Genomic DNA, 12,654 nt, shown 5'->3' on the forward strand with positions numbered 1-12,654 from the left:
TGACCCCCGGTCTACTCGATCGGCGAGCCCCGTGCCTTGGCGCAGGGGGCTCGCCCGTTTTCGAGCCGGCAATTGCGCCCTGACAATTTCGGGTTCGCTGATGGTGTAGACACATGAGCGTGCCACCGCCGCCGGAAGCAACCCTCCCGCCGAACTTCACCGCGCCGTTCGACACCGAATTGGGCCTGCAATTCACCGAAGTCAGCCCCGATGGGGCCCGGGCCCAGCTCGAGGTCGCGCCGAAACTGTTGCAGCCGATGGGCCTCGTGCACGGCGGTGTCTACTGCTCGATGGTGGAGAGCATGGCCAGCGTGGCCGCGTACACCTGGCTCGCCGCGCATGGCGGCGGGAACGTTGTCGGCGTCAACAACAACACGGACTTCCTGCGGTCCATCAACTCGGGGATGGTGTACGGCGCTGCCGAACCGATCCACCGCGGTCGGCGCCAGCAGCTCTGGCTGGTCACGATCACCGACGCCGAGGATCGAGTCGTCGCCCGGGGTCAGGTGCGGCTGCAGAACTTGGAGCCGTCACCGGGCCAGGGCTGAGCCTGGCCGGTCAGCTGGCCCGCCTGGCCGCCGGGCGTTTGGCCTCGGCCGCGAGCACCGCCAGCTGTTCGAGGCGGGTGCGGGCGAACGCCTGCTGCTCCGTGATGGTGAGCTGGCCACGATGAGTGCTCAGGAAGGTCACGATCCAGGACAGCAGCGTGCTCACCTTGGTCTTGAACCCGACCAGGTAGACCAAGTGCAAGACCAGCCAGGCGAACCAGGCGAAAAGGCCGCTGAACTCCAGCGGACCGACCTTGGCCACCGCGGAAAACCGCGACACCGTCGCCATCGATCCCTTGTCGAAGTACTGGAACGGCTCACGCTCTGCCGGGTCCGCCCCGCGCAGTTCGGCCTTGATCGTGTTGGCGGCGTACTTGGCGCCCTGAATGGCGCCCTGTGCCACGCCGGGCACGCCCTCGACGGCGGCCATGTCACCGATGACGAACACGTCGGGGTGGCCGGGGATGGACAGGTCGGGCAGCACCTTGACCCGTCCGGCCTGGTCGAGCTCGACCGATGACTGCTCGGCGAGATCGCTGCCCAGCCCGCTGGCCGAGACCCCGGCCGACCACACCTTGCACGCCGATTCGATGCGCCGCAGGCTGCCGTCAGAGTCCTTGACCGTGATGCCGTCGCGGTCGACGTCGGTGACCATCGCACCCAGCTGGATCTCCACGCCCATCTTCTCCAGCCGCGCGGCCGCCCGCTGACCCAGCTTTTCGCCAAAAGTTGGCAACACGGCGGAGGCCGCGTCGAGCAGGATCACCCGCGCCTTGGTCGAGTCGATTCCGCGGAACGAGCCCTTCAAGGTGTGGCCCGCCAATTCGGCAATCTGCCCGGCCATTTCGACGCCGGTGGGACCGGCGCCGATGACCGTGAACGTCAGCAGCTTGGCCCGTCGTTCCGGGTCGCGGGACCGTTCGGCCTGTTCGAACGCACTCAGGATCCGTCCCCGCACCTCGAGCGCGTCATCGATCGATTTCATGCCCGGCGCGAACTCGGCGAAATGATCGTTGCCGAAGTACGACTGGCCGGCGCCGGCGGCGATGATCAGGCTGTCGTACGGGGTTTCGTAGGTGTGGCCGAGCAGGTCCGACACGACGAACCGCCCGTCGAGATCGATATGGGTGACGTCACCGAGCAGCACCTGGACGTTGCGCTGCCTGCGCAGTACGACGCGGGTGGGGGGCGCGATGTCGCCTTCGGAGACGATGCCCGTCGCCACCTGGTAGAGCAATGGCTGGAACAGGTGGTGCGTGGTGCGGGCGATCAACCTGATGTCGACATTGGCGTGCTTGAGTTTCTTTGCCGCATTCAGCCCGCCGAATCCCGACCCGATGATGACGACTCGATGCCGACGCTCCGGTCCAGCTGTGGCTTCTGGCTGGGGGCTCATGTATCCGCTGCTCCTGACGGGACTCCTCGACGCGCGATTTCAGTTAGCTACCACGCTAGTCATATCGGTACCCCGAAACCCAAGTCGTAAGCATGTGTAATCAAACACAACGCCGGATCTGGCCTGGTCGCCGGACGTGATGCTCGTCATGCCCGGCGCCCATTGCGCCCCGCTACAGGCCGACTAGCGGACGCAACGCCTGGCCGGCCGCATCGACGACACCGGGTGTGTAGAAGGGGATGTTGATGATCAGGCTGGTGAGTCCCGCGTCGACCGCCTTGGTTTTCAGTTGGTCGGCAACCGAATCGGGGCTACCCGCCACCATGCGCTGGGTCATCTCGGCGGGGACCTGGTCGGGCTTGACGTTCTCGTCGAGAAGCACCGTGATCAGCGCGCTGGTTTCCAGCGTGGCCGGATCGCGGCCGATCTTCTCGCATTGCTCGCGCACCACCTGCAGCTTGCGCGGCAGCTCGTCGAACCCGGCGATGACATTGAGATGGTCGAAATGCCGCGCGGCGAGCGGGATCGTCTTCTTCTCACCGCTGCCGCCGATCATCAGCGGAATGTGGTCGCGGAAGCGCGGATTGGTCAGCGCCTCGGTGGCCCGGTAATAGGTGCCCGAGAAGGTGGGCCGCTCGCCCTTGATCATCGGCACGATGATCTGCAGCGCCTCGTCGAGCCGGTTGAACCTGTCGGTGAAGGTGCCGAAGTCGAAGCCCAGCTGATCGTGCTCGAGCTCGAACCAGCCGGTGCCGATGCCGAGGATCGCCCGGCCCTGGCTGACCACGTCGAGCGTGGTGATGGTTTTGGCCAGCAGGGTTGGATTGCGATAGGTGTTGCCCGTCACCAAGGTGCCCAGCTGCACCCGTTCGGTAGCGGTGGCCAGCGCGCCCAGGGCGGTGTAGGCCTCCAGCATCGGCTGGTCGGGGTCGCCCAGCATGGGCAGTTGGTAGAAGTGGTCCATGACGAAAACCGAATCGAATCCGGCCGATTCGGCCTCGCGGGCCTGTGCGATGACGGTTGGGAAGAGGTGCTCTACCCCGGTGCCGTAGGAGAAGTTGGGAATCTGAAGACCAAGTCGAATAGCCACGCTATCCAACTTAGCGATCGACCCGGCCTCCGAAACAGGGCCTGGCCCGGGTCAGATGGCGGCTCAGGCGAACTGGGTCAGGGCGCCGTGGCTGACGTGCAGCGTCTGGCCGGTGATGTGACGGGCCGCGGGGGTGGTGAGGAACAACGCCACGCGGGTGACCTCCGCCGCCACCGACGGTGGCGTGCGCGAAAGGCCGTCGTAACCGGGCTGGACGCTGCGTCCGCTGGCCACGGCGTTGACGGTGATGCCGCGAGTGCCGAAAATTCCCGCCTGGCCCGCGATCCAACTCGAGAGCGTCGCTTTGATCGCGGCGTCAACGCTACCGGCGGGCGGGTTTTCGGCCACCACACTGACGATGGAGCCACCGGACCGAAGGTGATCACCGACGGTCTGCACGGTCAGCACCGCCGAAAGCACGGTGGCATCGAGGGCGTTGCGCCACGCTTTGGCCGTGTCGGACATCGAGTAGGCACGTGGGTCGCCGGCGTCCCACGTCGGCGCCGGCACGTTGATGATGGTGTCGAGGTGAGGGGGGAACAATCCGCGAGCCTCGGTGAGGCTGGCCGGGTCGGTGGTGTCGCAGACAATCGCGTCCACATCCAGTTCCTTGGCGGCGATCTCTAGATCACTGCGCCGTGCGCCCACGAGGGTCACCTGGTGACCGTCATCGCGAAAGCCTTCGGCTACCGTCCGCCCCAGCTCCGTGTCTCCGCCGGTGACCAGCACCTCCACTGCCATGACCTCCTCGTGTTCACCGTTGAACTCAGACCCTGGCAATTCCGGTGGTGGCACACCGCAGGACCGGTGCCCGGGATCTCAGCTTGATATGGCGTCAGCTCATGTTACTGGACAGTAGCTATTCCGCGAAACTCGGAGCGCGGCGACTCGCGGATATTTACATAACTATTTGGCCGTCACGTTTTGTCGCGCTCCGGTTCACGCTGCGCCGACGGCGACGACGCGCTCCCGTTAGGGTTCATCCATGCGTCGGATCACGATCCTGGCCGGTTGGGTATCCACGATGTTGATAGCGGTCCTGGTGGCGTGCAGCTCGAAATCGCCCTCGTCGTCACCTTCCCAGGCTTCCCAGCCGTCGCAGCCGTCCTCGGGCTCGATCATGGTGTTCGCCGCGGCCTCGTTAAAGCCGGCGTTCACCCAGATCAGTCAGCAGTTCAAGACCGACAACCCGGGCCGCAGCGTCGAGTTCGAGTTCGCGGGTTCCTCGGAACTCGCGACTCAATTGACCCAGGGCGCGACCGCCGATGTCTTCGCATCGGCGGACACCGCGCAGATGGACACGGTCGCCAAGGCCGGGTTGCTGGCCGGCAATCCGACGAACTTCGCCTCGAACACGTTGGTCATCGTCACCGCGCCGGGCGACCCGAAGAAGATCGGATCCTTTGCCGACCTGGCCAAGCCGGGGCTCAACGTCGTGATCTGCCAGAAACCGGTGCCGTGCGGCTCGGCGACCCAGCGCGTCGAAGACAGCACCGGAGTACGCCTCAACCCGGTCAGTGAGGAACTCAGCGTGACCGACGTCCTCAACAAGGTCACCACCGGGCAGGCCGACGCCGCGCTGGTCTATGTCACCGACGCGAAGAGCGCCGGAGACAAGGTGACGACCGTCAACTTTCCCGAGGCCGCCGGTGCGGTGAATGTCTATCCCATCGTGGTGCTGAAGAAGGCGCATCTGCCAACGCTGGCGCAGAAGTTCGCGGACCTGGTCACATCCGACACCGGCCAGAAGATCCTCGCCCAATTGGGCTTCGCTAAGCCCTGAACGCCAACCGTGCCTCGGCCGACGGAATTGCCCCGCTGGGTCTATGTCCCGGCCGCCGTGGGCACCGTCTTCGTGGTACTGCCGCTGATGGCGATCGCGATCAAGGTTGACTGGCCGAACTTCTGGTCGCTGATCACCAGCTCGTCGTCGAAGACGGCGCTGTGGCTGAGCCTGAAGACCGCCGCCGCCAGCACCGCGCTGTGCGTGCTGCTGGGCGTGCCGATGGCGCTGGTGCTGGCCCGCAGCACGGCGCGCCTGGTGCGTTTGTTACGACCGCTGATTCTGCTGCCGTTGGTGCTGCCCCCGGTGGTGGGAGGGATCGCGTTGCTCTACGCGTTCGGCCGGCTTGGCCTGATCGGGCGGTATCTGGAGGCCGCCGGTATCAGCATCGCCTTCAGCACGACCGCCGTGGTGTTGGCGCAGACCTTCGTCTCGCTGCCGTTTCTGGTGATTTCCCTGGAGGGCGCCGCGCGGACCGCAGGGGCCGACTTCGAGGTGGTCGCCGCGACGCTGGGCGCACGGCCGAGCACGGTCTGGTGGCGGGTCACCCTGCCGCTGCTGCTGCCGGGCATGACGTCGGGTGCGGTGCTGGCGTTCGCACGCTCGCTGGGGGAGTTCGGCGCCACGCTGACGTTCGCCGGTTCCCGGCAAGGGGTGACCAGAACCCTGCCGCTGGAGATCTACCTGCAGCGGGTGACCGATGCGAACGCGGCTGTGGCGTTGTCGATCCTGCTGGTGGCGGTGGCGGCGTTGGTGGTGCTGGGTCTGGGCGCCCGTCGCCTAACCGGGACCGACACGAGGTAACCGGCCATGAGCGAGTTGCAGCTTCGCGCCGTTGTCGCAGACCGGCTTTTGGATGTGGAGTTCTCGGTGTCCGCGGGTGAGGTGCTCGCCGTGATCGGCCCCAACGGCGCCGGCAAGTCGACCGCCCTGCACGTCATCGCCGGGCTGGTCCGCCCCGACGAGGGGTTCGTGCGATTGGGGGATCGGGTGTTGACCGACACCGCGGCCGGGGTGAATGTGGCGACGCACGACCGCCGGGTGGGCCTGCTCTTGCAGGACCCGTTGCTGTTCCCGCACATGAGCGTTGCCGCGAACGTGGCCTTCGGACCACACAGTCGTCGGAGGGCGTTCGGCTCCGCTCGCTCCGACAACAGAGCGACGGCGCTGCGCTGGCTACACGAGGTGGACGCCGGGCACTTCGCCGACCGAAAACCGCGGCAACTGTCCGGGGGTCAAGCCCAGCGGGTGGCGATCGCGCGCGCGTTGGCGGCCGAATCCGACGTGTTGTTGCTCGACGAACCGCTGGCCGGGCTCGACGTTGCCGCGGCCGCGGGCATCCGCGCCGTGCTGCGCACCGTGGTTACCCGCACCGGCTGTGCGGTAATTCTGATCACCCACGACCTGCTGGACGCGTTCACGCTCGCCGATCGGGTGCTGGTGCTCGAATCGGGGAAGATCTCCGAGATCGGCCCGGTGGCCGACGTGCTCACGGCGCCGCGGAGTCATTTCGGGGCCCGTATCGCCGGCATCAACCTGATCAACGGGACCATCGGCCCCGACGGCTCGCTGCACGCCCGCTCCGGCGCTCGCTGGCATGGGGCCCCAGCCCGGGAGCCGGACAACCAGCTCACCCCAGGGCAAAACGCGGTCGCGGTGTTCCCGCCTACGGCTGTGGCGGTGTATCGGGAGCAACCGCACGGCAGCCCGCGCAATACGGTTGAGGTGACCGTCGGGGAGTTGGATATCCGCGGGTCCGCGGTCTTGGTGCGCGGCCGGGAGCAATCGGACGGTGCGCCCGGCCTGGCCGCGGAAATCACCGTTGACGCCGCCACCGAGCTGCGGCTGACGCCGGGAGAGCGGGTGTGGTTCGCAGTCAAAGCCCACGAAGTGGCCTTGCATCCGGCACCGCATCCTGCGCCCCGATGACCTGCACTGACGCGCGGCAGGTTGCACATTGGCAACAACGGAAAAACCGCATCGCATCGTCCGCAAGGCATCCTTGCGTCACAGCGGTAACACGGTAGGTTCGTCGCCATGGATCAGGTGGAACCGAACTCGACACGTCGCGGAGCACTGCGGGCGACGCTGGCGGCCGCCACGGTGACCAGTGCATTTGTCGTCGCCGTCGCGTTGCCGGCGGCCTCGAACGCCGATCCCGAGACCCCAACCCCGGTCCCGCCAACCACGACGGCGGCTCCGCCCCCGGCGTCGCCAACACCGGCGCCGGGCGCCCCCGGCGCGCCGCAGGCCCAACCGGGCGATGCCAACGCGACGCCGCCGCCACCGGTTGACCCGAACGCGCCCCCGCCACCGGCCGTCGACCCGAACGCCGGCCGGATCGGCAACGCCGTCGGAGGATTCAGCTTCGTCCTGCCCGCCGGCTGGGTGGAGTCGGACGCGTCCCACCTCGACTACGGATCGGAGTTGCTCAGCAAGACCACTGGGCAGCCGCCGACGCCCGGACAGGCACCGCCGGTTGCCAACGACACCCGCGTCGTGATCGGCCGGCTCGACCAAAAGCTTTATGCGAGTGCCGAAGCCGCCAACGCAAAGGCCGCGGTCCGGCTGGGCTCGGACATGGGTGAGTTCTTCATGCCGTATCCCGGCACCCGGATCAACCAGGAAACCACCCCGCTGGCCGGCGCCAACGGGATCACTGGAAGCGCTTCCTACTACGAGGTCAAGTTCAGCGATACGAGCAAGCCGAACGGCCAGATCTGGACGGGCGTAGTCGGCTCGCCCGCGGCGACCACGCCGAACGCCGGACCCCCGCAGCGCTGGTTTGTGGTGTGGCTCGGGACCTCAAACGATCCGGTGGACAAGGGCGCGGCCAAGGCGCTGGCCGAGTCAATCCAGCCCTGGGCCCCACCGCCGGCACCGGCCCCGGGAGCCCCCGCACCGGCCCCGGGCGCGCCGGCACCTGCCCCCCCACCGGCCCCGGGCGCGCCGGCACCCGCCCCCGCACCGCCGCCGGGCCAGGCGCCCGCGGGAGAAACTCCTACTCCGACACCGACCCCGCAGCGCATCCAGCCCGCCTAACCTGGCGAGCCCCTCTTTCGGTCGTTGGGCTGCGGTATGCCCCATCGTGGCCAATTCGACACGCGTTTGTTTACGCAAAACGGGTATACCGAAATCACGGCCCAGCGATCGAGCTGGGCTTTGCCATCGATTTCAAGGAGACCCGCATGGATGTCATGGCAGCAACCGAATACCTTGCCCGCTCCACGACGCTGACCAGCGTCGGCATCATCGGCTACATCATCATCGGTGGTGTGGCGGGGGCGCTGGCCAGCAGGATCGTCAGGGGCAGCGGAGCCGGCATCCTGATGGACATCGTGATCGGCGTCGTCGGGGCTTTGATCGGCGGCTTTATCCTGAGCTTCTTCGTCAACACCGCGGGCGGCGGGCTCATCTTCACCTTCTTCACCGCGCTGCTCGGCGCGGTGATCCTGCTCTGGGTCGTCGGCATGGTCCGAAGGACCTAATCGGCGTTAACCCATTGCGGCCGTGGCAGTTAGCGGCAAGATGGACTGATGGCCCCGGCGGCGACCACCACGACGATGCGCGCGTGGCGTGTGCGTCGGCCCGGACCGATGGACACCGCCCCGCTCGAGCAAGTCACCAGCGAAGTGCCGCGCCCCGAGCCGTCGGAGTTGCTGGTTGCGGTGCGCGCGTGCGGGGTGTGCCGGACCGATCTGCATGTCACCGAGGGCGATCTCCCCGTGCACCGCGAGCGGGTGACTCCCGGCCACGAGGTGGTGGGGGAGGTCATAGAAGTTGGCGCAGCGTTGAGCTCAGGGGCCGGTGACGACTTCGAGGTCGGCGACCGGGTCGGCATCGCGTGGCTACGCCACACCTGCGGCGTGTGCAAGTATTGCCGCCGGGGCAACGAGAATCTGTGCCCGGAGTCCCGCTACACCGGCTGGGACGCGGACGGCGGTTACGCGGAATTCGCAACGGTTCCAGCCGCTTTCGCACACCGCCTGCCGAGCGGTTACAGCGACAGCGAGCTCGCGCCGTTGTTGTGCGCCGGCATCATCGGATACCGCTCTCTGCTGCGCGCCGACCTGCCACCGGGTGGACGGCTGGGGCTCTACGGCTTCGGCGGCAGTGCCCACATCACCGCGCAGGTCGCATTGGCGCAAGGCGCCGAGGTGCACGTGATGACCCGCGGAGCGGAGGCGCGCGAGCTGGCGCTGGCACTCGGCGCGGCGTCGGCTCAAGGCGCCGCCGATCCGCCGCCGGTGCCGCTGGACGCCGCGATTCTTTTTGCGCCGGTCGGCGAGTTGGTGCTGCCCGCGCTGGAGGGGTTGGATCGCGGTGGCACCTTGGCAATCGCGGGGATTCACCTGTCCGATATCCCGCCCCTCAACTACCAGCGCCATCTCTTCCAGGAGCGCCAGGTCCGCTCGGTCACGTCGAACACGCGGGCCGATGCGCGGGCTTTCCTCGAGTTCGCGGGCGAGCATCACATCGAGGTGACCACGCCCGAATACCCGCTCGGACGAGCCGATCAGGCCCTAAGCGATCTCAGCGCCGGCCGTATCGCCGGTGCCGCGGTGCTGCTGGTGTAACTCGGCGGCCCCGGCTCAGGTCGACAGGTGCCAGACCAGCGCCGCGGCCAGGGCACCCAGCCCGTTCAGCGACCAGTGCAGCGCGATCGGCGCGATCAGGCTGCCGCTACGCCGGCGCAGCCAGCTGAAGACGAACCCGGCCGCGCCGGTGGCCAACACCGCCAATGTCACCCCGGCCAGCATCCCGACGATCCCGCCGCCGAACAGCCGAGTGAAGCCGACGTTGTTGCTGGTCAGCCCCAACGACGTGGCGACATGCCAGAGACCGAACAGCAGCGAGCCCGCCAGCGCGACGCCGCGAAAACCCCAGGCCCGATTCAGCGTGCCGTGCAGCACCCCACGGAAGGCCAGCTCCTCGGGGATCACGGTTTGCAGCGGGATGATGACCATCGAGGCGATCAGGGCGCCGGAGATCGTTGCGTAGTGGTTGTTCAGGAACATCGGCCGGGTCATCGGGAGCAGGACACCGAGCGCGATGACAGACGCCACGACGGCCACTGCGGCCAGCGCATAACCCAGACCCGACTTCCAGTGTTCGCGGCCCAGGCCAAGGTCGGTCCAGTCCAGCCCGTTGGCGCGCATCAAAAGCGCCAGGCCGACGGCCGCGACCGGAACGACAGCGATGCTGGCCCATGGCGTGGTGAAGTGCGCGATCAGGTTGGTGAGCACCAGCACGACAACGACCACGGCGATGTCGAGATGGATCCGGAACCGGTGCAGCGCCGAAAGCTGCGACACCAAGGGATGGGTGTCGGCGGCAACGGCGGCGTCAGGCATCCGACAAGCTTACCTGCGGACCGCGTTTGCCCCGCTCACTCGACTCCCCAGGCTGAATTGGTCGTCTCGTTCCCGTCACTTCGTTCCGCTCACTCGACTCCCCAGGTCCAGCCGGCGATTCGCGGGTCGTCCTCGCCGTATTCGCGGGTGTAGCTGCGGGCGGCCATGCGGGCATCGACCATGCGCTGACGCAGCACGGCGGCTTGGCTGGACAGCCCGTCCACCCGGTCGATGACGTCGGTGACCAGGTGGAAGCGGTCCAGGTCGTTGAGCATCACCATGTCGAACGGCGTCGTCGTGGTCCCGCGCTCCTTGAATCCACGCACATGGATCTGGTCGTGGTTGGTGCGTCGATAGGTGAGCCGGTGAATCAGCCACGGGTAGCCGTGGTAGGCGAAGATGACCGGCTTGTCGCGGGTGAACAGCGGGTCGAACTCCTTGTCCGGCAAGCCATGTGGATGCTCTGATTCCGGCTGCAACCGCATGAGATCGACGACATTGATCACCCGGACAGCGAGTCCGGGCAATTCGCGACGCAGGATGTCGGCTGCGGCCAGGGTCTCCAGCGTGGGGATGTCTCCGGCGCAGGCCAGAACCACATCGGGTTCGGCGGTCGCCGTGCTCGCCCACTGCCAGATGCCCAGGCCGCGAGTGCAGTGAGCGACGGCCTCGTCCATGTCCAGGTAGGCCAGCGCAGGCTGCTTGCCGGCGACGATGACGTTGATGTAGTCACGGCTGCGCAGGCAGTGGTCTGCCACCGACAGCAGCGTGTTACCGTCCGGCGGCAGGTAGACCCGCGTCACCTCGGCCCGTTTGTTCGCGACCAGGTCGATGAATCCCGGATCCTGGTGTGACGCGCCGTTGTGGTCCTGGCGCCACACGTGGGAGGTCAGCAGGTAGTTCAGCGACGCGATCGGCCGCCGCCAGGGCAGGTCGCGGCTGGTGGCAAGCCATTTCGCGTGCTGGTTCATCATCGAGTCGACGATGTGCACAAACGCTTCGTAGCAGTTGAACAGGCCATGCCGGCCGGTCAGCAGGTAGCCCTCCAGCCAGCCTTGGCACAGGTGTTCGGACAAGACCTCCATCACGCGGCCGTCGGGCGCGAGGTGCTCGTCATCGGGCTCTATTTCCGAGAGCCACACCTTGTCGGTCGACCCGAATACGGCGTCCAGCCGGTTGGAGGCGGTCTCGTCGGGACCCATGAGACGGAATCGGTCGGAGTTGCGGGCAATCACGTCCCGCAGAAAAGTGCCCAGCACCCGGGTCGCCTCATGCGTTTCCGCGGCCGGCTGCGACACCGGCACCGCGTAGTCGCGGAAGTCCGGCAGGTCGAGGTCGTGCAGCAGCAGCCCGCCGTTGGCGTGCGGGTTGGCGCTCATGCGGCGATCACCGCCGGGGGCCAGCGCCCGCAGCTCGGGGCGCAGCGTGCCGTTGCCGTCGAACAACTCCTCGGCCCGGTAGCTGCGCAACCATTCCTCCAGCTGCGCGCGATGCGCCGGATTGGTGTGGGTTTCGGCCAGCGGCACCTGATGCGACCGCCAGGTGCCTTCCACCTTCTTGCCGTCGACCACCTTTGGTCCGGTCCAGCCTTTCGGGGTGCGCAGCACGATCATCGGCCACACCGGTCGCCCCGCCCGGATGCCACTGCGGGCGGCGTTCTGGATGGCCGCGATGTCGTCGAAGGCGTCGTCGAATGCGGTAGCCAGCTGCTGGTGCACGTCGGCCGGGTCGTCGCCGGCGACGACGATGGGCCGGTAGCCGTAGCCGCGCAGTAGCGATTCGAGTTCTGGCTTGGGAATGCGCGCCAGCACGGTCGGGTTGGCGATCTTGTAGCCGTTGAGCTGCAAGATGGGCAGCACCGCGCCGTCCGTGACCGGGTTGAGGAATTTGTTGGAATGCCAGCCGGCGGCCAGTGGCCCGGTTTCCGCCTCGCCGTCGCCGACGACGCAGGCCACCACCAGATCCGGATTGTCGAAGGCCGCGCCGTAGGCATGCACCAGCGCGTAGCCGAGCTCGCCGCCTTCGTGGATTGAGCCCGGTGTCTGGGCCGCGACGTGGCTGGGGATGCCGCCGGGAAAGGAGAACTGCCGGCAGAGCTTCCGCAGTCCTTCGGTGTCTTCCTCGATGCCGGTGTACACCTCGCTGTAGGTGCCTTCGAGGTAGGCGTTGGCGACCAGTCCAGGGCCGCCATGACCCGGCCCGGTGACGTAAATGACGTTGGCATCCCGATTGCGGATGATCCGGTTCAGGTGCGCATAGATGATGTTGAGCCCCGGCGTGGTGCCCCAGTGCCCCAGCAGGCGCGGTTTGACGTGCTCAGCCGACAGCGGCTGGCTCAGCAGCGGATTGTCCAGCAGGTAGATCTGGCCAACCGACAGGTAATTGGCGGCGCGCCAGTATTTGTCGATGAGAGCCAGTTCTTCGTCGGAGAGGCGTGCGGTCTCGGCGGTCAGGGAGGTGCTCATCCGCCCGATTGTCGTCGC

At 67.2% G+C, this 12,654-nt stretch carries 12 protein-coding genes; 7 read left to right on the forward strand and 5 right to left on the reverse strand.

Translation table 11 applies throughout. The features are described 5' to 3' along the window. Positions 1-113 precede the first annotated feature (113 nt). Positions 114-548: a PaaI family thioesterase gene (locus ACLP4W_RS21655; RefSeq protein ID WP_442389476.1), complete on the forward strand. Its 435-nt coding sequence runs from the start codon at positions 114-116 to the stop codon at positions 546-548. 10 nt (positions 549-558) lie between these two features. Here ACLP4W_RS21655 and ACLP4W_RS21660 read toward each other — a convergent pair whose 3' ends face one another. The 3 genes from ACLP4W_RS21660 to ACLP4W_RS21670 all read right to left on the reverse strand — a co-directional run bounded on the left by ACLP4W_RS21660 (position 559) and on the right by ACLP4W_RS21670 (position 3,775). Beyond that, on the reverse strand, positions 559-1,944 hold the full coding sequence (locus ACLP4W_RS21660) for an NAD(P)/FAD-dependent oxidoreductase (protein WP_442389477.1): 1,386 nt from the start codon (positions 1,942-1,944) through the stop codon (positions 559-561). Positions 1,945-2,116: 172 nt separating this feature from the next. Beyond that, a complete protein-coding gene (locus ACLP4W_RS21665; protein WP_442389478.1) occupies positions 2,117-3,034 on the reverse strand; it encodes an LLM class F420-dependent oxidoreductase in 918 nt (305 codons plus the stop codon). 63 nt (positions 3,035-3,097) lie between these two features. After that, on the reverse strand, positions 3,098-3,775 hold the full coding sequence (locus ACLP4W_RS21670; RefSeq protein ID WP_442389479.1) for an SDR family oxidoreductase: 678 nt from the start codon (positions 3,773-3,775) through the stop codon (positions 3,098-3,100). A gap of 244 nt (positions 3,776-4,019) precedes the next feature. Between ACLP4W_RS21670 and modA the strand changes: the two genes are divergently transcribed. The 6 genes from modA (at position 4,020) to ACLP4W_RS21700 (ending at position 9,394) form a co-directional block, all read left to right on the forward strand. Further along, positions 4,020-4,817, forward strand: a complete 798-nt coding sequence (modA, locus tag ACLP4W_RS21675) for a molybdate ABC transporter substrate-binding protein (protein ID WP_442389480.1) — start codon at positions 4,020-4,022, stop codon at positions 4,815-4,817. Positions 4,818-4,826: 9 nt separating this feature from the next. Continuing rightward, a complete protein-coding gene (locus ACLP4W_RS21680) occupies positions 4,827-5,621 on the forward strand; it encodes an ABC transporter permease (protein WP_442389481.1) in 795 nt (264 codons plus the stop codon). Between the two features lie 6 nt (positions 5,622-5,627). Next, positions 5,628-6,746 carry a sulfate/molybdate ABC transporter ATP-binding protein gene (locus ACLP4W_RS21685; RefSeq protein WP_442389482.1) on the forward strand — a complete coding sequence of 373 codons (1,119 nt, stop codon included), beginning with the start codon at positions 5,628-5,630 and terminating at the stop codon, positions 6,744-6,746. A 108-nt stretch (positions 6,747-6,854) separates the two neighbouring features. Continuing rightward, positions 6,855-7,859 carry an alanine and proline-rich secreted protein Apa gene (locus tag ACLP4W_RS21690; protein WP_442389483.1) on the forward strand — a complete coding sequence of 335 codons (1,005 nt, stop codon included), beginning with the start codon at positions 6,855-6,857 and terminating at the stop codon, positions 7,857-7,859. 146 nt (positions 7,860-8,005) lie between these two features. Further along, positions 8,006-8,305: a GlsB/YeaQ/YmgE family stress response membrane protein gene (locus ACLP4W_RS21695; protein WP_442389484.1), complete on the forward strand. Its 300-nt coding sequence runs from the start codon at positions 8,006-8,008 to the stop codon at positions 8,303-8,305. Between the two features lie 48 nt (positions 8,306-8,353). Beyond that, positions 8,354-9,394 carry a zinc-binding alcohol dehydrogenase family protein gene (locus ACLP4W_RS21700; RefSeq protein WP_442389485.1) on the forward strand — a complete coding sequence of 347 codons (1,041 nt, stop codon included), beginning with the start codon at positions 8,354-8,356 and terminating at the stop codon, positions 9,392-9,394. 15 nt (positions 9,395-9,409) lie between these two features. On the opposite strand, the gene ACLP4W_RS21705 is transcribed toward ACLP4W_RS21700, so the two are convergent. Together ACLP4W_RS21705 and ACLP4W_RS21710 are read right to left on the reverse strand one after the other, a co-directional pair. Continuing rightward, positions 9,410-10,171, reverse strand: coding sequence for a CPBP family intramembrane glutamic endopeptidase (locus ACLP4W_RS21705; RefSeq protein ID WP_442389486.1), 762 nt, complete (start codon positions 10,169-10,171; stop codon positions 9,410-9,412). Between the two features lie 89 nt (positions 10,172-10,260). Then, the gene (locus ACLP4W_RS21710) at positions 10,261-12,636 is read right to left on the reverse strand and encodes a phosphoketolase family protein (protein WP_442389487.1); all 2,376 of its coding nucleotides are present in this window, start codon (positions 12,634-12,636) and stop codon (positions 10,261-10,263) included. Positions 12,637-12,654: the final 18 nt, after the last annotated feature.

It is taken from the genome of Mycobacterium sp., from assembly GCF_052145595.1.
Taxonomy (GTDB): Bacteria; Actinomycetota; Actinomycetes; order Mycobacteriales; family Mycobacteriaceae; genus Mycobacterium.